The sequence below is a fragment of the Paenibacillus sp. BAC0078 genome (assembly GCF_054483875.1).
Map to the genome: position 1 here is coordinate 30,044 of NZ_JBTLRW010000020.1, position 22,131 is coordinate 52,174.

18 protein-coding genes, 1 tRNA gene, 1 other RNA gene and 1 pseudogene are annotated in these 22,131 nt (G+C 51.3%); 19 read left to right on the plus strand and 2 right to left on the minus strand.

The genetic code is table 11. The features are described 5' to 3' along the window. Nucleotides 1-22: 22 nt before the first annotated feature. From ACX1DY_RS26080 to ACX1DY_RS26120, 9 genes and pseudogenes are all read left to right on the plus strand, one after another. Entirely contained in the window at nucleotides 23-958 is a 936-nt protein-coding gene (locus ACX1DY_RS26080; protein ID WP_458967157.1) for a gluconeogenesis factor YvcK family protein, read from the plus strand. 60 nt (nucleotides 959-1,018) lie between these two features. Next, nucleotides 1,019-1,948: a DNA-binding protein WhiA gene (whiA, locus tag ACX1DY_RS26085; protein ID WP_458967102.1), complete on the plus strand. Its 930-nt coding sequence runs from the start codon at nucleotides 1,019-1,021 to the stop codon at nucleotides 1,946-1,948. A 97-nt stretch (nucleotides 1,949-2,045) separates the two neighbouring features. Next, on the plus strand, nucleotides 2,046-2,315 hold the full coding sequence (locus tag ACX1DY_RS26090) for an HPr family phosphocarrier protein (protein WP_020425593.1): 270 nt from the start codon (nucleotides 2,046-2,048) through the stop codon (nucleotides 2,313-2,315). 193 nt (nucleotides 2,316-2,508) lie between these two features. Beyond that, nucleotides 2,509-2,886, plus strand: a complete 378-nt coding sequence (locus tag ACX1DY_RS26095; protein ID WP_458967103.1) for a MerR family transcriptional regulator — start codon at nucleotides 2,509-2,511, stop codon at nucleotides 2,884-2,886. A 57-nt stretch (nucleotides 2,887-2,943) separates the two neighbouring features. Then, nucleotides 2,944-3,900: an aldo/keto reductase gene (locus tag ACX1DY_RS26100; RefSeq protein ID WP_458967104.1), complete on the plus strand. Its 957-nt coding sequence runs from the start codon at nucleotides 2,944-2,946 to the stop codon at nucleotides 3,898-3,900. A gap of 133 nt (nucleotides 3,901-4,033) precedes the next feature. Beyond that, nucleotides 4,034-4,789, plus strand: coding sequence for an SIMPL domain-containing protein (locus tag ACX1DY_RS26105; protein ID WP_458967105.1), 756 nt, complete (start codon nucleotides 4,034-4,036; stop codon nucleotides 4,787-4,789). Between the two features lie 309 nt (nucleotides 4,790-5,098). Continuing rightward, nucleotides 5,099-6,320 (plus strand): annotated as a pseudogene (locus tag ACX1DY_RS26110) (IS110 family RNA-guided transposase). A gap of 402 nt (nucleotides 6,321-6,722) precedes the next feature. Continuing rightward, nucleotides 6,723-7,823 carry a PdaC/SigV domain-containing protein gene (locus ACX1DY_RS26115; protein ID WP_458967106.1) on the plus strand — a complete coding sequence of 367 codons (1,101 nt, stop codon included), beginning with the start codon at nucleotides 6,723-6,725 and terminating at the stop codon, nucleotides 7,821-7,823. A gap of 104 nt (nucleotides 7,824-7,927) precedes the next feature. Next, on the plus strand, nucleotides 7,928-8,566 hold the full coding sequence (locus tag ACX1DY_RS26120; RefSeq protein ID WP_458967107.1) for a GDSL-type esterase/lipase family protein: 639 nt from the start codon (nucleotides 7,928-7,930) through the stop codon (nucleotides 8,564-8,566). Between the two features lie 90 nt (nucleotides 8,567-8,656). Here ACX1DY_RS26120 and clpP read toward each other — a convergent pair whose 3' ends face one another. Beyond that, nucleotides 8,657-9,253 carry an ATP-dependent Clp endopeptidase proteolytic subunit ClpP gene (gene clpP, locus ACX1DY_RS26125; protein WP_458967108.1) on the minus strand — a complete coding sequence of 199 codons (597 nt, stop codon included), beginning with the start codon at nucleotides 9,251-9,253 and terminating at the stop codon, nucleotides 8,657-8,659. A 160-nt stretch (nucleotides 9,254-9,413) separates the two neighbouring features. Then, nucleotides 9,414-9,488, minus strand: a tRNA-Arg gene (locus tag ACX1DY_RS26130). A 269-nt stretch (nucleotides 9,489-9,757) separates the two neighbouring features. On the opposite strand from ACX1DY_RS26130, the gene ACX1DY_RS26135 reads away from it, so the two are divergent. From ACX1DY_RS26135 to ssrA, 10 genes are all read left to right on the plus strand, one after another. Then, complete coding sequence (locus tag ACX1DY_RS26135; protein ID WP_458967109.1) at nucleotides 9,758-10,810, plus strand: sugar-binding transcriptional regulator; 1,053 nt, start codon at nucleotides 9,758-9,760, stop codon at nucleotides 10,808-10,810. Between the two features lie 116 nt (nucleotides 10,811-10,926). Further along, nucleotides 10,927-11,937 carry a type I glyceraldehyde-3-phosphate dehydrogenase gene (gene gap / locus ACX1DY_RS26140; protein WP_458967110.1) on the plus strand — a complete coding sequence of 337 codons (1,011 nt, stop codon included), beginning with the start codon at nucleotides 10,927-10,929 and terminating at the stop codon, nucleotides 11,935-11,937. A gap of 112 nt (nucleotides 11,938-12,049) precedes the next feature. Continuing rightward, complete coding sequence (locus ACX1DY_RS26145) at nucleotides 12,050-13,231, plus strand: phosphoglycerate kinase (RefSeq protein ID WP_458967111.1); 1,182 nt, start codon at nucleotides 12,050-12,052, stop codon at nucleotides 13,229-13,231. A gap of 33 nt (nucleotides 13,232-13,264) precedes the next feature. Beyond that, complete coding sequence (gene tpiA, locus ACX1DY_RS26150) at nucleotides 13,265-14,020, plus strand: triose-phosphate isomerase (RefSeq protein ID WP_458967112.1); 756 nt, start codon at nucleotides 13,265-13,267, stop codon at nucleotides 14,018-14,020. 1 nt (nucleotide 14,021) lies between these two features. Then, entirely contained in the window at nucleotides 14,022-15,566 is a 1,545-nt protein-coding gene (gene gpmI, locus ACX1DY_RS26155; RefSeq protein WP_458967113.1) for a 2,3-bisphosphoglycerate-independent phosphoglycerate mutase, read from the plus strand. Between the two features lie 58 nt (nucleotides 15,567-15,624). Next, on the plus strand, nucleotides 15,625-16,911 hold the full coding sequence (gene eno / locus ACX1DY_RS26160) for a phosphopyruvate hydratase (protein WP_458967114.1): 1,287 nt from the start codon (nucleotides 15,625-15,627) through the stop codon (nucleotides 16,909-16,911). Between the two features lie 207 nt (nucleotides 16,912-17,118). Further along, nucleotides 17,119-17,352 carry a preprotein translocase subunit SecG gene (secG, locus tag ACX1DY_RS26165; protein WP_019914346.1) on the plus strand — a complete coding sequence of 78 codons (234 nt, stop codon included), beginning with the start codon at nucleotides 17,119-17,121 and terminating at the stop codon, nucleotides 17,350-17,352. A 230-nt stretch (nucleotides 17,353-17,582) separates the two neighbouring features. Further along, nucleotides 17,583-20,393, plus strand: coding sequence for a ribonuclease R (gene rnr / locus ACX1DY_RS26170; RefSeq protein WP_458967158.1), 2,811 nt, complete (start codon nucleotides 17,583-17,585; stop codon nucleotides 20,391-20,393). A gap of 521 nt (nucleotides 20,394-20,914) precedes the next feature. Then, nucleotides 20,915-21,394 (plus strand): SsrA-binding protein SmpB, encoded by a 480-nt coding sequence (gene smpB / locus ACX1DY_RS26175; RefSeq protein WP_458967115.1) that lies wholly within the window; start codon nucleotides 20,915-20,917, stop codon nucleotides 21,392-21,394. 190 nt (nucleotides 21,395-21,584) lie between these two features. Further along, nucleotides 21,585-21,949: a transfer-messenger RNA gene (gene ssrA / locus ACX1DY_RS26180) on the plus strand. The last annotated feature ends 182 nt before the right edge of the window (nucleotides 21,950-22,131 follow it).

The following is a 22,131-nucleotide window of genomic DNA, read 5'->3' on the forward strand; positions in this document are numbered from 1 at the left end:
ACAGCGCCCGCGTATCGTCGTTATGGGCGGGGGTACGGGGTTGTCTGTTATGCTTCGCGGTTTGAAGGAAAAGCCGCTTGATATTACAGCAATAGTCACTGTGGCCGATGACGGGGGCAGCTCCGGGATTCTGCGCAGTGAGCTGCAAATGCCGCCCCCCGGCGATATCCGCAATGTACTGACTGCGATGGCTGATGTAGAACCGCTCATGGCCCAGATCATGAGATACCGCTTCAGCAGCGGTGAAGGCTTGGCCGGGCATAGCCTCGGCAATCTGATTCTGGCGGCGCTTACGGATATCTCCGGTGATTTTGTCACTGCGGTCCGGGAGCTGAGCCGGTTATTCGCCGTGCGCGGCCGTGTGCTGCCTGCGGCCGGTGAGGCTGTGGTGCTGCATGCTGAGATGTCGGACGGCACCATTATTACTGGTGAGTCCAAAATTCCGGAAGCCGGCGGTGTTATCAAACGCGTCTTCCTGGAGCCGGCGGATGTGGAACCGCTGCCGGAGGCTCTGGAAGCTATCCGTAATGCCGACGCCATCCTGTGCGGTCCGGGCAGCCTGTACACCAGTATTCTGCCGAACCTGCTGGTGCCGAAGCTTGCTGAGGCGGTTGTAGCTTCGGATGCAATCAAAATTTTTGTCTGCAATGTGATGACCCAGCCCGGTGAAACAGACAACTATACGGTCAGTGACCACCTTCAGGCGGTATATGATCACATCGGATTGCATTTGTTCGATTACGTGATCGTGAATGACGGTGAGATTCCCGAGCAGGTCCAGGTGAAGTATGCAGAGAAGGGTGCCCGCCCCGTGCAGCTTGACCGCGATGCTGTGGACGGCAACGGCTACAAGGTTATTGCCGACAAGCTGGTATTATTCAAGACCTATCTGAGGCATGATACAGATAAGCTCAGTCACCACATTTACCAGCTTGTACAGAATTGGATTTCCAGATAAGGTTATTCTAAGAACGGCTAAGCCGTTTCTGCTTGTAAGAACATGAAAGAGGTGAGCTCCTTGTCTTTTGCGGCCCTTACCAAAAAAGAGCTGACGATGGTGGAGAGCCAGCCTTGCTGCGAGAAAGCAGAGATGTCCGCGCTGATTCGGATGAACGGCTCGGTGCAGCTTTCCAGCAAAAAGGTAGTTCTCGACATTTCGACAGAGAACGCCGCGATTGCAAGGCGGGTATATTCTTTGCTTAAGAAATATTACCAGGTCCATATCGAGCTGCTCGTGCGTAAAAAAATGCGTTTGAAGAAGAATAACGTCTATATCGTACGTATCCCGAGCCACGTTCAGGAAATTCTGAAGGATCTGCGGATTGTCTCCGAGGGCTTCATCTTCACGGATGGGATTGATCCCGAAATTGTCAGCAAGAACTGCTGCAAACGCGCGTACCTGCGGGGGGCATTCATGGCCGGTGGATCAGTTAACAATCCCGAAGGATCTTCGTACCATCTGGAGATCGCTTCGATGTATGAGGAGCATTGCAAAGCGCTGGTGGATCTGGCTGGTGAATTTCACCTGAATGCCCGCTGCATCGAGCGTAAGAAGGGCTTTATCCTCTACATCAAGGAAGGCGAGAAAATTATCGAGTTCCTGAGTCTGATCGGTGCGCATCAAGCGTTGTTCAAGTTCGAGGATGTGCGGATTATGCGCGATATGCGCAATTCCGTGAACCGGATCGTCAATTGCGAGACGGCCAACCTCAACAAGACCATAAGCGCGGCGGTGCGGCAGATCGAGAACATCAAGCTGCTGCAGCGTGAGGTGGGCCTTGAAAGCTTGCCGGATAAGCTGCGCGAGGTTGCCGAGATCAGATTGGCACACCCGGATATCAACCTTAAGGAAGTCGGCGAGATGCTGAAGGGTACGGTCAGTAAATCAGGGGTTAATCACCGTCTGCGCAAAATTGATGAGCTGGCGGACAAGGTTCGGGGCGGCTGATTATTTTTTTTCTAGTGCGGTTGAGTTTATAATGATATAATATTATAAAATTAATGTGAAATATTTGGGCAGATCTTAAATAGGGGGTAAGCGTTTCATGACAAAGCACCCGGTAGTTGTACGGTTGAAGACGGGGCTTCACGCTCGGCCGGCAGCATTGTTCGTGCAAGAAGCTAACAAATTTTCGTCGGAGATTTTCGTGGAAAAAGACGATAAAAAAGTGAACGCTAAAAGCATCATGGGTATTATGAGCCTGGCGATCAGTTCCGGCACGGAGATTTTTATCAGCGCGGACGGAGCCGATGCGGATCAAGCTGTAACCGCTTTGACTAGTCTTGTCAGCAAGGAAGAGCTTGAGAACCAGTAATTGTTGCAGGACCTTATTTACATTTGTGTATGACAAAAAGCCCCTCGCGGGCTTTTTTTGTTTTCAATGTGCGTAACAGTCACAGCATGCCCTTATAACATAAGACTCATGTAGCAGCAATCCTTTAGGTCAGGGTTGACTTTGAGCGCGCTCTAGCTAGTAAACTGAACGAGATCAGTGAGGAGGCCTCTTCATGATTGACATGGAATTAACGATTCAGCAGGTAGCTGTAAAAACGGAGCTTAGTGTACACACCCTGAGATATTACGAAAGAATCGGTCTGATGGAACCGATAAGCCGGGCGACAAACGGTCATCGCTCTTACCGTCTGAAAGACCTGGAATGGATTGTGTTGCTTAAGCGGCTGCGTACTACGGGAATGCCGATCGCGCAAATGCAGCGGTTCGCGAACATGATGCGTTTGGGGGATGCAGGGATTTCCCAACGAAGAGCTCTGCTGGAGGAGCATGAGACGGACCTGCTCGGGCAGGTGAAAGAGCTCCAGGAAACGCTTGCTCTGCTGAAAGACAAGATTGCCTATTACAAGGCGTGGGAAGCGGGGCAGGGGTAAGGTAGGAGGGTGCTCCCGGATGAAGCTAGGAATTTATTATCGAGGAGGAACATTTCAATGCGTCAAATACCGCTAAGCAGCACGGGAATGCAAGTAAGTGTCATGGCTTTGGGATGCTTGAATTTTGGCTCCAGAGATGACCGGGAGACGTCCTATGGTTTGCTCGATGCATATGAGGGGGCGGGAGGGACGTTTCTGGACACATCCAACAACTATGCCTTCTGGAACGAGGGTTGCGTCGGCGGGGAGAGTGAATTGCTGCTGGGACAGTGGATGAAGGAACGCGGCAACCGGAGCCGGATGGTTGTGGCAACCAAGGTAGGGGCTAAGCCGACCTTCCCGGGCGGGGGCTTCGAGAACATGGAGGGACTGAGCCGCAAAGCCATTGAACAGGCCCTGGATGAGAGTCTGCTGCGGCTCGGAACGGATTATGTCGATTTGTATTATGCTCACATTGATGACACAAAGATACCGTTGGAAGAGACGCTGGAGACGCTAGACGGGCTGGTTCGTGCGGGGAAGGTCAGAGCCATCGGCTGCAGCAATTATCGCATGCCGAGAGTAATTGAGGCACAAACTATTTGTGAGGCCCGCGGGTGGACCGGATACGCCTGCATCCAACAGCGGCACACGTTTCTCCATCCGCAGCCGGGAGCGGATTTCGGGATTCAGGTGAGTGCGGATGATGAACTGCTGAGCTATTGCCGGAGCCGGGATGACTTTGCGCTTCTGGCTTACTCGCCGCTGCTCAATGGCGCCTACACGAGACAGGACGGTTCCTTGCCGGATCAATACGAAGGGCCTGCTGCGCGAGTGAGGCTCAGTGTATTAAGGGAAGTTGCAGCTGAGATCGGAAGGACGCCGAATCAAGTCGTGCTGGCGTGGCTTATGCAAAGCACACCTGCGGTGATACCTCTGATTGCTGTCAGCAGTAAGGCGCAATTGCAGGAGAACCTGGGCTCGCTGCACATTAGGCTGACGCCGGACCAACTGGACCGTTTAACTAAAGCTTAAGCTTGTGGCGGTTCCCGATCGAAACCTGATGTTAAAAAAATTCTTAAATCTCCCCGAGGTTATGCAACTTTTGCCAAGCTATTCCGTCTAGTGGATACCAACACTTAATGAACAATGAAAGGGGATGGCAAACGTGAAGGCATGGGGTAAAACACTTGGAACAGTGCTGCTGGCGGGAAGCTTGATGATTGGGGGTTCTGCACTCAGTGGAGCGTTTCAAGCTCCTGATAAGGCCTACGCCGAGGATGTGCAGAGAAATATCGTAAGTGTAACAGGCAAAGGAGAACTCGCGATTAAGCCGGACGTTGTTTATCTGTCCATCGGGGTCACTACCTCGGCTGCTACAGCAGAAGAGGCGCAGAAAACGAACGGAGCCAAGATCGCAAAGATTACCGCGCTGCTGAAAGGCACCTGGAGCATTGCCGACAAGGATATTCAGAGCACCCAGTTCAGCGTACAGCCGAACTACAGCTACAGTGAAAAAGACGGCCAGCAGGTTAAAGGGTACAATGCCCATCACACGCTGCAGGTAACTTACCGCGACCTGACTAAGGTTGGCGCATTGCTGGATGCCGCGTCCCTAGCGGGAGCGAACAACATTGGCAATGCTCAATTTGCCATTGAAGATCCTTCGGCATTTGAAACACAGGTCATCGAGAAAGCGATGGCCAATGCCGATGTAAAGGCAGCAGCTATTGCCAAAGCAGCCAAGCGCAGCCTGGGCCAGGTAGTCACGGTTACGCAGAATGATGACGGCAATAACCCGGTGGTTTACATGGAGAATGCAGCCATGTCCAAAGTCGCGGCAGATGCTGCTGGCAGCACCTCTGTTGAACCGGGAGAAGTAAAGGTATCGACACAGCTCAGCGTAGTGTATGAACTGAAATAGACAACAGAGCTTGAGAGGCGCTTCTTCTGCTGTACGGCAGAGGGAGGGCCTTTCTTTTTTTCAAATATAAGACTCCCATGCCGCTGCGCGGCACCACTGAGGAATGAAAATATGGGCGATACTGGGTAGTGGGCTGGCGAAGGTAGGTCGGAAATCCTTGGTGATACGAACCCGCATATAAGACGGACCCCATCGACCCGGTGCATCACAGATTGTTGCTCCCACCAGGGAAGCACGCAGGGCAGAATAACCTTAGCATTGGTCTTTGCACCAGCCTTAATAAGCGCCAGCAGGCAGGAGACGCAAACCATGGAAATTCTTATTGAACGTTGCTGTGGACTCGATGTGCACAAGAAAAGTATCACAGCCTGTATCATCACGCCGAAAGGAAAGGAGATTCGCAGTTTTGAAACCCTGACGAGGCGACTCGTCGATCTGGTGGATTGGATCAAAAGCGAGCGGTGCAGCCATGTCGCGATGGAAAGCACCGGAGATTACTGGAAACCGATTTATAATCTGCTTGAACTGGAAGACGTCAAGCCGGTTGTCGTGAATGCGCAGCATATTAAAGCCGTGCCCGGACGTAAAACGGATGTAAAAGATGCGGAATGGATTGCAAAATTACTCCGGCATGGACTCGTGCAAGGCAGCTACATTCCGAATCGGGAGCAACGAGAACTTCGGGAAATCATCCGCTATCGCCGAAGTATCATTGAAGAACGTACGCGTGAAGTGAATCGGCTGCAAAAGGTACTGGAAGGCGGCAATATCAAGCTTTCGTCGGTAGCTTCGAATGTACTTGGCGTGTCCGGACGAAATATGCTGGAGGCGATGATTCAAGGAGAAAGCGATCCGTCCATATTGGCTGACTTTGCGCAAAAAAAGCTGAAGGCCAAAAAAGAGCAATTGAAACTAGCACTTGAAGGAAGCCTTGGCCCGCACCAATTGCTCATGCTGGAAAAACAGTTGTCACATATCGACCAACTGAATGAGCTAATCACCGAATTGGATGAGGAAGTGGAGCGCCGAATGTCCCCTTTCGCGGAGGACCTGAAGTTATTGGATACCATTCCCGGTGTCGGTAAGCGAACCGCCGAACAAATTCTGGCGGAGATCGGAACAGACATGACACGGTTTCCGACGGCAGGGCATTTATGCTCATGGGCCGGAATGACTCCAGGTCACAATGAAAGCGCGGGGGAAGAGACGATCGGCGAAGACGCGAAAAGGGAACAAAAAACTGCGAAGTGCACTGGTCGAATCGGCGCGAGCGGCAGGACGAAAAAAGAATACCTACCTGTCGGCGCAGTATCACCGGATTGCAGGTAGGCCAGGAAAAAACAGAGCGGCCGTAGCCGTGGGGCACAGCATTTTAGCGATAGTGTATGTCTTGTTAACGCGAAAACAAGAATATAAGGAACTCGGATTTGATTACTTTGACCAACGAAACCGCGAGATGGTGATGAACCGATCGATTAAACGCTTAGAATCGTTAGGGCATCAAGTAAACCTGAGTGAACAATCGGCCTGACAGCCGATTTCAAAAAAATAAAAACATGGGGTTTGTTTTGGTATGCGCACTTTTGATGTTCTAGAGCAACTTTATTTTCAGGGCAGGATTTATATGTTTCACACCATAAATCATCCTTCTATTTCCCGCTGAAACGGATACCTGAAAGCGATACAGAGTATCGCTGCTTCGGAAGCATTGGCTTCTTTTAAGGACGGCGTAGCCGTTTCTGCTTGGCGGAGCTGAATTGAAATCTCTCATTTTGTTTAAAGAAATGTAATAAGGAGCCTGGGAATCATCCGAAAAGCTTAAGAAACTGTAAAGTGCATTGTAACGACCGCAGTTCCTGATTTCTCTATAATAGTAAGAGTGATTGGGGGACAGCAGTTGTCCCGCTACAGAACCAATGGAAGGGGAATAATTATGAATTACATATCGAAGCAACAGGCCCGTAAATGGGGGGCAGGTATTTTGGCGGCAGGCATTCTGCTAAGCGGAGGGCTTTTACCGGCAGAGACAAGTCAGGCCGCAACATCCACCGCTCAGTCCAAGGCTGTAAATTCTCAGGTTGTATTGAAGGTGAACGGGAAGATCGCCCAGCAGATCGGCATTGTCCGCGAAGGCAAAGTGTGGGTTCCGGTGACTTTTATGCGCGATGCTCTGGGCATGCCGCTGACTTATGATAAGGCGGAGAAGACCTATACGATTGGCAAAGGAACAACGCAGGTTAAGCTTTCGGTATACGATTATGAAATCTCTATCTCGGTCAATGATTTCTATATCAGCCAGTATGAAGCGAAGAGCATCAATAACCGGATTTTTGTACCGTTTGATCTGATCAGTGATTTCCTGGGATATAAGGGAGACTGGAGTGCGGCCACTGGCCGGCTGAATGTCGTGAGTAAACCTCAGAATGCCATTACCGTCAAGACGGAGAGCATTATCAAGGACCGGAAGGACGCTCCGATCAAGCTGAGTTACCCGCAGTTCAGCGGGCTGGCGAATGCCGAGGCGCAGCAGAAGATCAATAACACGGTCAAACAAATCTTTACCCAGTTCGCAGCAGATGCTGAGAAAGAAATTGCGAATAAATCCTCGGACGACCGGCCGTATGAGTTCGACGGAGGATATGTGATCACCTATAATCAAGACGGCATCCTCAGTCTGATCACGAACCAGTACAGCTATCTTGGCGGCGCTCACGGGTCGACTTACCGCACTGCTCTTACCTTCTCTCTGAAGGACGGCAAACGTCTCCTGATCGGTGATCTGCTGAAGGCGAACCCTAATTATAAAAAAGAACTCAACGCCAAGCTGTCCAAGCTGATTAAGGCAGAAGGCGGCTACCTTGGCGGATTCACCGGACTTAACACCGAGAAGAACTTTTATGTGAAGGATGGAAAACTGGTAGTCTTCTTCCAGCTCTACGAATATACTGCCTACGTTTCCGGGTTCCCAACTTATGAATTTACCTTCAAAGAACTGCTGCCGGATGGAAGCAGCCCGTTTGCGGCGTTGAAATAGGCGCTCTCCGCGAGTGCCCTGTATGGACACCTCTCCGTTGCCTGACCGCTCCGTCATTCATAAGCTAAAGGAGAAACTGAGCTTATATGCGGGGAGGGAGAGTTATGAGCTATCAGTACACAGCAATTGGCGATTCCTTGACTACCGGGTTCGGAGCGCTTCCGGGCAATGGATTCGTGCCAGTCTACCGCAGATTGGCGGAGGGGCGGCTGCGTGTGCCAATCAGTGCGGCGAATTTAGGTATAAATGGTCTGACAACGGAGGGAATGGAGGGGCGGCTGCGGAGTGATTCGATATTCCGTCAGAATGTTCGAAATGCTGATATTATCACGTTATCCATCGGTGGCAATGATTTGATTAAAGCGGCCAAATCGACAGCGCTTCGTCCGGGCGATCTGTCTCACGTGTTGCAGAAGTCCCTTCGCGAATGTAAAAGAAATTTCAGCGATATTATGGGTTTGCTTTGGCAGTTGAAAGCAAGAAGTCCTAATCCCTATATCATTCGGGTCGTTGGATTATACAACCCCTATCCTCAGCTAATGGAGGCTACGGACTGGGTGCGGCAGTTCAACCGCTATGCTGCGGGATACAGCAGCAGTGTATGCGGCTTTGCTTCTATTTATTATGAGTTTGCCGGCAACGAGCGGAGCCTGCTGTCACTAGATCATCTGCATCCTAACGGAAGAGGCTACCGCGTTATCGCCGGGAAGCTGGATGCTCTGGGCTATGGAAGGCTTAGGTAATCAAATCTGTTGCTGTTATGCCAAAAAGAGGAGGCTTCGAACCCGTCAGGGTCTGAAGCCTCCTCTTTTTTATTGTGTGTCTGATCCGGATTACACGCCTGCAGGAAGCGTCTTCTCGATAACTTTATCAACAAGACCGTATTCAGCCGCTTCGGTGGCGCTCATGAAGTAGTCGCGGTCTGTATCCTTCTCGATCTTCTCCAGCGGTTGACCGGTACGGTCAGCCAGAATGCGGTTCAGCTTGTCGCGCATCTTAAGGATGCGGCGGGCACGGATTTCGATGTCCGTCGCCTGACCTTGAGCGCCGCCCAGCGGCTGGTGAATCATAATTTCGCTGTTTGGCAGCGCAAAGCGTTTGCCTTTGGCACCGGCGTTCAGCAGGAACGCTCCCATGGAAGCGGCCATGCCCACACAGATGGTGGAAACATCCGGCTTGATGTATTGCATTGTATCAAATATAGCCATTCCGGCTGTAATAGAACCGCCAGGGCTGTTCACATACAGGTGAATATCCTTTTCCGGGTCTTCGGCAGCCAGGAACAGCATTTGTGCGATGATGGAGTTGGCTACCACGTCATTAACCTCCGTTCCGAGGAAAATGATGCGGTCCTTCAGCAGGCGGGAATAGATGTCATAAGCGCGCTCACCGCGGTTGCTCTGTTCTACTACCATAGGAATATAACTCACGTGGAAAACCTCCTTGAATTGGTTCTTCGAATGTGTTCATTTTTTACTGTTACCGTATTAACCACATGATAAACAAATTCAAACAAAAAGTCAAAGAAAGTCAAACTTAGTTTATAAAAAAAGAGCCAGCAAGCGGCTCTTTGGTTAATTACTATATGGATGGCGCGCCCGCCAAGAATCGAACTTGGATCTCAGGCTTCGGAGGCCTACGTCATATCCATTGGACCACGGGCGCAACAGAAATTATTATAATATATTTATTCTATAAATGCAACGGAAAATCACAGCGCGTCAAAACTTCTTCATCAGGCCCGGGTTGCCAATGACCTTCCATAGGGTGTGAGATGTATAAGATGAAAAGAGGTTGAGAATTATACTCTGCGAAGACTTGCACTCCGCGTGAGTTTTGGGTAGAATATGGGTGGGACTTAAAAAGTTAACCCGGGACGTTTTGAGACCATGAACAAGGGAATAAGAGGAAGACGAAGTTGCAGGAGTGAAGGCATGCGTAATTTATTAGAAATCCAAAAGCAGCTTTTGCCTGATCTCATGGATACCCTTAAGAGACGTTACACGATTCTACATCAGATCATGCTGTCCGATATTATTGGGCGTAGAACACTTGCGGCTTCGCTTGATATGACCGAGCGGGTGCTCCGCGCCGAGACGGATCTTCTGAAATCGCAAGGGCTCATTGAGATCGAGAGCGTAGGTATGCGCATAAGCGATGCCGGACGCAGACTGCTTGACTTGCTGGAGCCGATCGCCAAGAGCCTGTTTGGCCTGGATGATCTGGAAGAGAAAATTCGTACAACGTATGGTCTGAACAAAGTGATTGTTGTACCTGGCGATTGCGAAACGTCACCGTTCACGAAGCGTGAGCTGGGGCGCGCAGGAGCCAAGGCATTGCTCGGTGTGCTGCGTTCCGATGATACCATTGCCGTCACCGGCGGTTCAACGCTGGCCGAGATGGCGGATCAGCTGCCACCCCCATTATCCCTTTCCTATAAGAACGCTTGGTTTGTGCCGGCGCGCGGAGGCTTGGGAGAGAGCATGGAGATTCAGGCTAACACCATCGCCTCAACGATGGCCAAGCGGATTGGCGCCAATTACCGCCTGCTGCATGTGCCCGATCTGCTTAGTGAAGATGCATATCAGTCACTGGCGCTTGACGCAAATATTGGAGAGATCGTGCAAATCATCCGCAGATCGCGTATTATTGTGCATGGGATTGGCGATGCCATTGAAATGACCCGCCGCCGCAAGCTGGATGAGGCTACCGTCTCGGAGATCCAGGGCGAAGGAGCGGTTGCCGAATCGTTCGGCTATTATTTCAATGAAGCGGGCCAGGTTGTCCACACCATGCTGACGATGGGATTACGTCTGGAGGATATCATCCGTACAGAAGTTGTAGTAGGTATTGCCGGCGGCAAACGCAAGGCTAAGGCAATACATGCGATGCTGCGGTTCGGGCAAGAGGATATTCTCGTTACAGATGAGGCTGCTGCTATCGAAATCGGCAAAGAAATCGACAAACAAATGCAGCCGGTGGGGTAATTCCCGAAATATGGGAGGCATGCGAAGTTATTTTGCATTATACTTAACATTGTTGTCTTGACAAGCTTAACGGCCTGTCTTGAATAAATAAAATGAAATCTAGGAGGAACTATTCAATGAGTGTAAAAGTTGGTATTAACGGTTTTGGACGTATTGGACGCCTTGCATTCCGCCGTATTCAAAATGTAGAAGGTATCGAAGTGGTAGCAATCAACGACTTGACTGACGCTAAGATGCTTGCTCATTTGCTTAAATATGATACAACTCAAGGTAAATTCCAAGGAGACGTAGAAGTACATGACGGCTTCTTCAAAGTGAACGGCAAAGACGTTAAGGTTCTGGCTAACCGCAACCCTGAAGAACTTCCTTGGGGCGAGCTCGGCGTTGACATCGTTCTGGAATGCACAGGCTTCTTCACAACTAAAGAAGCTGCTGAGAAGCACCTTAAAGGCGGAGCTAAAAAAGTAGTAATCTCCGCTCCAGCTACAGGCGACATGAAGACTGTTGTATACAACGTTAACCATGACATCCTGGATGGTACTGAAACAGTAATCTCCGGCGCATCTTGCACAACTAACTGCCTGGCTCCAATGGCAAAAGTTCTGAACGACAAGTTCGGAGTTGTTGAAGGCCTGATGACTACTATCCACGCTTACACTGGCGACCAGAACACACTTGATGCTCCACACGCTAAAGGCGACTTCAGACGCGCCCGCGCTGCTGCTGAGAACATCGTTCCTAACACTACCGGTGCTGCTAAGGCTATCGGTCTGGTAATTCCAGAACTGAAAGGCAAACTTGACGGCGCAGCACAACGTGTGCCTGTAGCTACTGGTTCCCTGACTGAGCTGGTTACTGTTCTTGAAAAGAAAGTTACTGTTGAAGAACTGAACGCAGCTATGAAAGCAGCTTCCGACCCAGAAACTTACGGCTACACTGAAGATGAACTCGTATCTTCCGACATCAAGGGTATGACTTTCGGTTCCCTGTTCGATGCTACTCAGACTAAAGTTATGACTGTTGGCGACAAACAACTGGTTAAAACAGTTGCTTGGTACGACAACGAAATGTCCTACACTGCACAGCTCGTTCGTACTTTGGAACACTTCGCTAAGCTTGCTAAGTAAGACCCGATTAATATAAGCAGCATCTATAGAGCGGAAACAGAAGTTCCTTGTTTCCGCTCTTTCTAAATGGATTCGTGATGGAACCAATTTTGGGTGTGGAGGAAAAATAATCATGAACAAAAAAAGTGTCCGTGATGTAGAAGTAACAGGCAAACGCGTATTTGTACGCGTAGATTTCAATGTGCCAGTGGAAGACGGCAAGATCACTGATGATACCCGTATCCGCGAAACCCTTCCAACGATTAAATACCTGATTGAGAACGGTGCAAAGGTCATTCTGGCCAGCCACATGGGCCGTCCTAAAGGTCAATTCGTTGATTCCATGCGTCTTACCGTTGCTGCTGTCCGTCTGTCCGAGCTGCTCGGCAAACCGGTAGCCAAGGCTGATGAAGCTGTCGGCGATGCAGTCAAAGCGAAAATTGCTGAACTGAACAATGGTGATGTGCTTGTGCTTGAGAATGTCCGTTTCTATCCGGGCGAAGAAAAGAACGATCCTGAACTGGCTAAGCAGTTCGCAGAACTGGCTGACCTGTTCGTCAACGATGCATTCGGCGCGGCTCACCGTGCACATGCTTCGACAGAAGGTATCGCTCATTTCCTGCCTGCGGTATCTGGTCTTCTGATGGAGAAAGAATTGTCTGTACTGGGCAAAGCTCTCTCGAACCCAGAGCGTCCTTTCACTGCCATCATCGGCGGTTCCAAAGTTAAAGATAAAATTGACGTTATCGACAACCTGCTGACTCTGGCTGACAACGTTCTGATCGGCGGCGGCCTTTCCTACACGTTCACCAAAGCTCAAGGCTTCGAAATCGGAAATTCCCTGGTAGACAACGACAAGATTGATGCAGCTCTCGGATTCATGGAGAAAGCCAAAGCACTGGGCAAAAACTTCGTGCTGCCAGTTGACGTAGTTGTAGCCGACAAATTCGGTGCAGATGCCAACACCCGAGTTGTGGATGTTACTGAGATCCCGGCTGGCTGGGAAGGTCTGGACATCGGTCCAAAGACACGTGAAATTTATGCCGACATCATCAAGAACTCCAAGCTGGTTGTCTGGAACGGGCCTATGGGCGTGTTCGAAATCGACATCTTCGCTGAAGGTACAAAGGCTGTAGCACAGGCTTGTGCAACAACTGAAGGCTACACTGTAATCGGCGGCGGTGATTCCGCGGCTGCAGCAGAAAAATTCCACCTGGCTGACCAAATGGACCACATCTCCACTGGCGGCGGCGCATCACTCGAGTTCATGGAAGGCAAGGCGCTTCCTGGCGTAGAAGCACTGAACGACAAGTAAGACGTAGAAGGTAGAAGGAGGCAATTCATTACTATGAGCAGAACACCTATTATCGCCGGTAACTGGAAGATGTTCAAAACCGTTCCGGAAGCTGAAAGCTTCATCGCTGAAGTTAAAGGCAAAGCAGAGGTGGAAGGCGTAGAAACTGTTATCTGCGCTCCATTCACGAACCTGCCTGCCCTGGTTGCAGCGGTTAAAGGCACCAGCATCAAGATCGGTGCACAGAACCTGCACTTTGAAGATAACGGTGCTTTCACAGGTGAAATCAGCGGCGTAATGCTGAAGGATCTTGGCGTAGACTATGTTATCATCGGACACTCCGAGCGCCGTGCTTATTTTGGCGAAACGGACGAAATCGTGAACAAAAAGATGCATGCGGCATTCCGTCACGGCATCACTCCAATTGTCTGCGTTGGCGAAAAGCTCGAAGAGCGTGAAGCTGACCAGACAAAAGCTGTGTGCAAGGTTCAAACTGAAGGCGCATTTGCCGGCCTTAGCGCTGAGCAGGCAGCAAGTGTAGTCATTGCTTATGAACCTATCTGGGCTATCGGTACAGGCAAATCCTCCACTTCCCAGGATGCCAACGAAGTCATCGCCTACATCCGTACTCTTGTAAAAGATCTGTACGATGGAGCGACTGCTGAAGCTGTACGTATCCAATACGGCGGCAGTGTGAAGCCTGAGAATGTAACGGAGTACATGAGTCAAAGCGACATCGACGGCGCTCTTGTCGGCGGTGCCAGCCTGCAGCCTGCTTCCTTCGTTTCATTGGTTGAGGGGGCGAAGTAAGATGTCAGCTCCAAAACCTGTAGCACTAATCATCATGGACGGTTTCGGCCTGCGCAATACGACTGAAGGCAACGCTGTTGCCCAAGCCAACAAGCCGAACTATGACCGCTACCTGAAACAGTATCCGAACACTACGCTTACCGCTTGCGGTGAAGCTGTGGGTCTGCCGGAAGGCCAGATGGGGAACTCCGAAGTGGGTCACCTTAACATCGGCGCCGGCCGGATTGTATATCAGGACCTGACCCGTATCGACAAGTCGATTCGTGACGGGGAATTCTTCGAGAACGAAACGCTGGTTGCTGCTGTAAGAAGCGCCAAATCAACCGGCAAGAAGCTTCACCTGTATGCGCTGGTATCCGACGGAGGGGTACACAGCCATATCAATCACCTGTTCGCTATGCTTGATCTGGCCAAGAAAGAAGATCTGCACGAAGTGTATATCCACGCTTTCATGGATGGGCGCGATGTACCTCCCGACAGCGGACAAAAGTTCGTTCGGGATCTGATCGCCAAGATTGAGGAAGTAGGCGTGGGCAAGATTGCTACGGTATCCGGGCGTTATTTCGCTATGGACCGTGACAAACGCTGGGAACGTGTAGAGAAAGCTTACCGCGCAATGGTCTACGGTGAAGGCCCGAAATATACCGATGCGCTGCAAGCGATCACTGAATCCTACAAGAATTCTGTGTATGATGAATTTGTTGAGCCAAGCGTTATTGTGGACAGCGAAGGCAAACCGACAGCGACAGTAGAGAGCGGCGATTCTGTCGTGTTCCTCAACTTCCGTCCTGACCGTGCCATCCAGTTGTCGCAAGTATTCACCAACTCGGATTTCCGCGGCTTCGACCGTGGTCCTTTGTTCCCGCAAGGCCTGCATTTCGTATGTCTAACCACCTTCAGCGAAACGGTTCAAGGTTATGTAGCTTATTCACCGAAAAACCTGGACAATACGCTGGGTGAAGTGCTTGTACAACAGAACAAGAAGCAATTGCGTATCGCGGAAACCGAAAAGTATCCGCACGTAACCTTCTTCTTCAGCGGCGGACGCGATGAAGAGCTTCCAGGCGAAACCCGCATCCTGATCAACTCGCCAAAAGTGGCAACCTATGACCTTAAGCCTGAGATGAGCGCATACGAAGTGGCGGCGGCCTGCGTAGCGGAAATCGAAGCAGACAGACAGGATGCCATTATCCTTAACTTTGCGAACCCTGACATGGTAGGACATTCCGGTATGCTGGAGCCAACCATCAAGGCTGTAGAAGTTACGGATGAATGTGTGGGCAAGGTTGTGGATGCAGTAGTTGCCAAGGGCGGCGTTGCAATCATCATTGCCGACCACGGCAATGCGGATATGGTATTTGACGAGCAGGGACGTCCTTTCACGGCTCATACCACCAACCCGGTTCCTTTCATCGTGACTAGTGAGCATGTCGTACTGCGCGAATCCGGTATTCTCGCCGATGTGGCTCCGACAATCCTTGATCTGATGGGACTACCGCAGCCTGCGGAAATGACCGGACAATCCATGATTGCCAGCCGTAAATAAGATGAGCCCAGCTTCACCATTAACAACCAAAACCAATGTTAAAAGGAGATTAACTTACATGACTATTATTTCTGATGTGTACGCTCGCGAAGTCCTCGACTCCCGCGGTAACCCTACTGTAGAGGTTGATGTTTATCTGGAATCCGGCGCTAAAGGCCGCGCTATCGTTCCTTCCGGCGCATCCACTGGCGCTCATGAAGCTGTAGAGCTTCGTGACGAAGACAAAAACCGTTACCTGGGCAAAGGCGTTCTGAAAGCTGTTGAGAACGTGAACGAAATCATCGCTCCAGAAGTTATCGGTATGGACGCTCTTGACCAACTGGGCATCGACAAAGCGATGATCGCTCTGGACGGAACTCACAACAAAGGCAAACTCGGTGCTAACGCTATCCTGGCTGTATCCATGGCCGTAGCCCGCGCTGCAGCCGCAGCTCTGGATATTCCTTTGTATGTATACCTGGGCGGATTCAACGCGAAACAGCTTCCAGTTCCAATGATGAACATCGTAAACGGCGGCGCTCATGCCGACAACAACGTTGACGTGCAAGAGTTCATGGTTCTGCCAGTTGGCGCACCTAGCTTCAAAGAAGCTCTGCGTACAGGCGCGGAAATCTTCCACGCTCTGAAATCCGTACTTAAAGGCAAAGGCCTGAACACTGCAGTTGGCGACGAAGGCGGATTCGCTCCTAACTTCACTTCCAATGAAGATGCACTGTCCTCCATCATGGAAGCTATTGTAAAAGCCGGTTACAAACCAGGCGTTGACGTATTCCTGGGTATGGACGTTGCTTCCACCGAGTTCTTCAAAGACGGTAAATACCACCTGGAAGGCGAAGGCAAATCCTTCACTCCAGCTGAATTCGTTGACCTGCTGTCTTCCTGGGTTGATAAATACCCAATCATCACTATCGAAGACGGCTGCTCCGAAGATGACTGGGAAGGCTGGAAATTGCTCACTGAAAAATTGGGCAACAAAATCCAACTCGTTGGTGATGACCTGTTCGTAACCAACACTGAGCGTCTGAGCAAAGGCATCGAAGAAGGCATTGGTAACTCCATCCTGATCAAAGTTAACCAAATCGGTACTTTGACTGAAACCTTCGACGCTATCGAAATGGCAAAACGCGCAGGCTACACTGCGGTTGTATCCCACCGTTCCGGTGAATCCGAAGACAGCACCATCGCTGATATCGCTGTGGCAACCAATGCCGGCCAGATCAAAACAGGTGCTCCTTCCCGTACAGACCGTATCGCCAAGTACAACCAATTGCTTCGTATCGAAGACGAACTGGGTGAATTGGCTCAATACAACGGCCTGAAATCCTTCTACAACCTCAAAAGATAATTGCTTTTGAGATAAGCTGCATGAGGCCTGCCGAATCCGGCAGGCTTTTTTTTGCATAGTGCCTCAAGAAAGCCTTATTCTACTAAGGAATACCAGCCGGAAGGTTGTATTCGTTTCAACGCTATGATAAAATAAAAATGCTGTTTATGAAACGTGAAACCTAATTTAGCATAGATAGTGATGCTTGGACGTAGGAGGTGGAAGTGAATGGATATCTTTTTGAAAATAGTGCTCCTGATTTTTTCCGTCGGTCTGATTGCGGTCGTTCTTCTGCAAAAAGGGAAAAGCGCAGGTCTCTCCGGTGCCATCTCCGGCGGTGCTGAGCATCTCTTTGGTAAAACGAAAGCACGCGGTATGGAACTCGTACTGCAGCGTGTAACGGTTGGATTAGCGGCAGGATTCTTTATTATGTCGATTCTTGTAGCTGTTCTGGTTGACTAAATTGCTTACAGTAAGCCTTTGCTCTATTCTGAATGGAATGGGGCAGGGGCTTTTTTGTTATAGCCTAGGGTCCTTTATCATAACAGGGATGCTTAAGATTGATTTCGTGTATACTAGGGTATGAGGTATATAGAGGTAGAATTTACTTGAATGAGTACAGGCAGTATAGGACAAGACATACATATATGCCAGCGGCATGAAAAATGCTGCGGAGGGCCGAGGTGACGAAGTTGATAACACAAGAGCAATTACTGGAGTTCATGCGGGAGACCGCTTATAAACCGCTCACATACGATGAACTGGTGAGCCATTTCGCGATAGAGGATAGTGAATCGTTCAAAGCCTTTGAGGAACTGCTGCTAGGTCTGGAGCAGGACGGCAGGATGATACTGACGCGCAATGGCCGCTACGGTGTGCCGGAGCGGATGGACATGCTGCGCGGGCGCGTGCAGGCACATGCGAAGGGTTTTGCTTTTCTGATTCCTGATGACCGCGATCATCCCGATATCTACATTAATGCCAATGATCTGAAGGGTGCAATGAACGGCGATATTGTGCTGGTGCGCATAACGTCGCGAAGCTCGTCTGGCGGGCGTATGGAAGGCGAAGTCGTACGGATTGTCAAAAGAGGGGTGCTTCAGACGGTCGGCGTGTTCCAAAGCCTGGAGACTTACGGCTTCGTGCTGCCGGATGATAAGCGGATTAACCGTGATATTTTTATCCCTAAGCAGTCCTTCAAAGGCGCAGTTGACGGCGAGAAGGTCGTCGTACGGATTGTGAGCTACCCGGAAGGCCGGGCAGCGGCAGAAGGGGAAATCATCGAGATCCTCGGACATAAGGATGATCCCGGGGTGGATATTCTGTCGGTGATCCGCAAGCATCAGTTGCCGGAGGCTTTTCCGGCTGAAGTTATGCGTGAAGCGGAGCAGGCGCCGGATTCGATCACGGAGGAAGAAATCATCCAGCAGGGGCGCCGCGATCTGCGCGGACTGAACATCGTTACGATTGACGGTGCGGATGCCAAGGACCTGGATGATGCGGTAAATGTGGAGCGTCTGGAGAATGGGCACTATAAGCTGGGTGTTCATATTGCAGACGTCGGTTATTACGTGCGTGAAGGCTCTGAGCTGGACAAGGAGGCTTATGACCGCGGCTGCAGCGTATATTTGGTGGACCGGGTTATCCCGATGCTGCCGCATCGCCTGTCGAACGGCATTTGCAGCTTAAATCCTAAGGTGGACCGGCTGACGATGTCCTGTGAGATGGAATTCGACGAGCATATGAAGGTCGTGAAGCATGATGTTTTTACGAGTGTCATTCGTACCAAAGAAAGAATGACGTACTCCGATGTCCGCAAAATCGTTGAAGACGAAGATCCCGAGCTGCTGGAGCGCTACAGCCCGCTGATTGAGGACTTCCGCCTGATGAAAGAACTGGCGATGAAGCTGCGGGATGCGCGGATGCGGCGCGGTGCGGTTGATTTCGACTTCGAGGAGAGCAAAATCATCGTCGACGAGACCGGTAAAGCAGTTGATATCGTGAAGCGTGAGCGCTCCGTGGCGGAGCAGATCATCGAGGAATTCATGCTGGCGGCTAATGAGACGGTGGCGGAGCACTTCCACTGGCTGAAGGTGCCTTTCCTGTACCGGATTCACGAAGATCCGGACCCTGAGAAGTTGCAGAACTTCATGGCCTTCGCCGCTAACTTTGGCTACCATGTCAAAGGCCGGGGCAACTCGGTGCATCCGCGCGCCCTGCAGGACCTGCTGGAGCAGATTCAAGGCACGAAGGAACAGACGGTAATCAGCACCATGATGCTGCGCTCCATGAAGCAGGCGAAATATGATGCAGAGAGCACAGGCCACTTCGGTCTGGCAGCGGAATTCTACTCGCATTTCACCTCGCCGATCCGCCGTTACCCCGACCTTGTTATTCACCGGGTGATGCGCGAGGTTTTTGAGAATGGGGGCGCTCTGACCGAGAAGCGTCATGAATATCTCGCCACCCGGATGCCTGATATTGCCCAGCAGTCCTCTGAACGTGAGCGTGTGGCTGTAGATGCGGAGCGTGATACGGAGCAATTGAAGAAGGCAGAGTTCATGCAGGACAAGGTAGGCGAAGAATTCGACGCCATGGTCAGCAGTGTAACGAGCTTCGGCATGTTCATCGAGCTGGACAATACCGTGGAAGGACTGATCCGTCTCAGCGCGTTGACCGATGATTATTACCACTTCGACGAAGCCCACATGGCGCTCATTGGCGAGCGCACCTCCAAGGTGTTCCGCATCGGCGACGAGGTGAAGATCCGCGTCGCCAAGGTCAACATGGACGACCATACGATTGACTTCGAGTTGGTCGACATGAAGCCGCGCGCGGCGGGCGAGCACCGCAGCTACGGCGGCCGCCCGGGCAAGGGCGGCCGTGGGAATGGCGGCGGCGGCTTCGGCAAGCCGTTCGGCAAAGCCGGCGGCAAGGGCCGCGCCGGCGGTAAGGGCAAGCCCGGCAGCGCAGCAGCGGGCAAAGGCAAGTCCGGCGCAGGGGCACGCGCCTGGGAAGAGCCGCGCGCAGCGGCAGAGGCCAGCGGCGGTGCACCGGCTGGCGGGCGCGGCAAGCGCGGGGGTGGCGGCCCGGCAGAGGCAGCGCGCCGGGCCTTCGCGGCTGTGGAGCGCGGCGGCGGCAGCGCGCGAGACCGGGACCGCAGCGGCGGGCGAAGCCGCGGCGGTGAGGCCGGAGGCGGTGCCGGGGGACGCGGCATCAGCTTCGGCTTTGGCTCCGGCAAGGGCGGCTATGGCGCACCCACCGGCGGAGCAGAGGGCAGCGAGCTGCGCGGCGTAGACGCCAGCACGCGGTTCCGCAGCCGCGAGGATCTCGGCAGCGGGGCAGCGGCCGGCGGCGAAGGCAAGAGCCGCCGCAAAAAGAAAAAGAAGGGCGGCGTCTTCATCAGCCCTTCCGTGACTCCGGGCAACATCGAGCGGAGCGACAAGAGTGGCAACCCTGAGGGCAGCGGCCGCCGCAAGAAGAAGAAAAAATCGAAAGAATAAGCTGGATGCGATAAGAGCGCTGTTTCCTTTGTGAGGGAGCAGCGCTTTTTTTGAAAATGAGAAGTAAGGCTTGTGCCATCATAGCCTCCCTTGTATGATCGCTTAAATTGCTCAGCGCAGGGGAGGATCACAGGGCAATCGCTTACGAAATGAACCGCGAGATTGGATGAAGTGGAAAAAGGAAACCTAATCTGCGAATTTCACCGATTTTTTGGTGATTAGATGGAAAAAGTAGACTTAATTATCTCCATTTCCATCCATTCAGTGATTTTAGAAGGAAATAAGTGAAGTTTTTCCCGCTAACCCTCCGGGGGAGGAGGCCACTCGGTGGAATGAAGTGGAGAAATTCCACCTTAGTTATTTATTCCTGAAATTTTGAAGGCAAGGGTTTAAAGAAATCCGTAAGCGATTGCCCTAGGGAGGATCATCCTTCCTTGCGTTCCCGCGCTGGCTTTTGATACAATATAGATCTGACGTTTGACTCTGTTCAAACGGGAAATTCGATTCAAGGAGTGACTCTCATGGGTAAAAAAGCAGACGGGAAAGTGCTCGCCCAGAACAAAAAAGCTTCCCATGATTATTTTATCGAGGACACGTATGAAGCTGGCTTGGTGCTAACCGGTACGGAAATCAAGTCGCTGCGTAATGGCCGCGCTAACATTGGCGATGCTTTTGCCACCATCCGGAACGGCGAGATTCATGTGCACAACATGCATATCAGCCCTTTTGAACAGGGGAACCGCAACAATCCTTCGGACCCGACACGCACACGCAAGCTGCTGATGCATAAGGTGCAGATCCACAAGCTGCTCGGACAGTCCAAGCAGGAAGGCTACTCGATTGTGCCGCTGAAGGTGTATGTGCGCAACGGGTATGCGAAGCTGTTGATCGGCCTAGGTAAAGGGAAGAAGCAGTACGACAAGCGCGATACCGCCGCCAAAAAAGACGCTCAACGCGACATCCAACGTGCGCTGCGCGAGAAACAAAAGATCGCCAGATAAGCCGTATCCCGGCTCTTCCTGCCGTTCCAGATCTACCCTTCAATTCCTTTAACCCACGTGTTAAAGTGTTGATAAATGTGCTATACTGTGTAAGTAAGATTTTTGCTTCGTGACAGTCATCTAAGACAGAGGCTGCCTGGATCTCTCTTGCTGGAAGATCCGCTTGATCCGAAGCGCCCTTTTCTAATGAGGGGCCGTTCTTGGATTCGACGGGGGTAGTTCGAGCATGAGCAGCGAGTAGTGGGGACGCGTCCGCTTCATCAACGCTAAAGCCTATTAAACGGCAAACAACAAAACAACTACGCTTTCGCAGCTTAATAACCTGTGTGCGTGCTTCTACCCTGCATCGCCCATGTGACAGGGATAGGGGCTAACAAGTAGTGGGATACGCTGTCTGGTCTCCGCCTGGGGTCAGCAGAAGAAGATAATCAGGCTGACCCAACGTATAGCCGGTTACGGGGCGATACTCGGGTGACATCAAAACTGTAACTACACTCGTAGAAACTTATGTGCCGTTATCTTCGGACAGGGGTTCGACTCCCCTCGGCTCCATATGGAGTAAAGTAGAAGACACCTTAATTGGTGTCTTTTTCGTTTTAGCGGCTGTTTTGGACTATTCATGGCGGTAAATAAGCTTGCTATGACGCGGTTTCTGGGGCTTACTGTTAATGGATACAGTGAGTTTCACTGCAGTATTTCAAACGACAACCAGATTCAATCTGAGCGGTTTTATGTAT

Excerpts from the sequence above, each read along its gene's own strand:
- ACX1DY_RS26090 (WP_020425593.1), top strand. The coding sequence starts at position 2,046 with ATGACAAAGCACCCGGTAGTTGTACGGTTGAAGACGGGGCTTCACGCT.
- smpB (WP_458967115.1), top strand. The coding sequence starts at position 20,915 with ATGGGTAAAAAAGCAGACGGGAAAGTGCTCGCCCAGAACAAAAAAGCT.
- ACX1DY_RS26080 (WP_458967157.1), top strand. The coding sequence starts at position 23 with ATGGGCGGGGGTACGGGGTTGTCTGTTATGCTTCGCGGTTTGAAGGAA.
- ACX1DY_RS26145 (WP_458967111.1), top strand. The coding sequence starts at position 12,050 with ATGAACAAAAAAAGTGTCCGTGATGTAGAAGTAACAGGCAAACGCGTA.
- gpmI (WP_458967113.1), top strand. The coding sequence starts at position 14,022 with ATGTCAGCTCCAAAACCTGTAGCACTAATCATCATGGACGGTTTCGGC.
- gap (WP_458967110.1), top strand. The coding sequence starts at position 10,927 with ATGAGTGTAAAAGTTGGTATTAACGGTTTTGGACGTATTGGACGCCTT.
- ACX1DY_RS26115 (WP_458967106.1), top strand. The coding sequence starts at position 6,723 with ATGAATTACATATCGAAGCAACAGGCCCGTAAATGGGGGGCAGGTATT.
- ACX1DY_RS26100 (WP_458967104.1), top strand. The coding sequence starts at position 2,944 with ATGCGTCAAATACCGCTAAGCAGCACGGGAATGCAAGTAAGTGTCATG.
- eno (WP_458967114.1), top strand. The coding sequence starts at position 15,625 with ATGACTATTATTTCTGATGTGTACGCTCGCGAAGTCCTCGACTCCCGC.
- ACX1DY_RS26120 (WP_458967107.1), top strand. The coding sequence starts at position 7,928 with ATGAGCTATCAGTACACAGCAATTGGCGATTCCTTGACTACCGGGTTC.
- tpiA (WP_458967112.1), top strand. The coding sequence starts at position 13,265 with ATGAGCAGAACACCTATTATCGCCGGTAACTGGAAGATGTTCAAAACC.
- ACX1DY_RS26095 (WP_458967103.1), top strand. The coding sequence starts at position 2,509 with ATGATTGACATGGAATTAACGATTCAGCAGGTAGCTGTAAAAACGGAG.
- secG (WP_019914346.1), top strand. The coding sequence starts at position 17,119 with ATGGATATCTTTTTGAAAATAGTGCTCCTGATTTTTTCCGTCGGTCTG.
- ACX1DY_RS26135 (WP_458967109.1), top strand. The coding sequence starts at position 9,758 with ATGCGTAATTTATTAGAAATCCAAAAGCAGCTTTTGCCTGATCTCATG.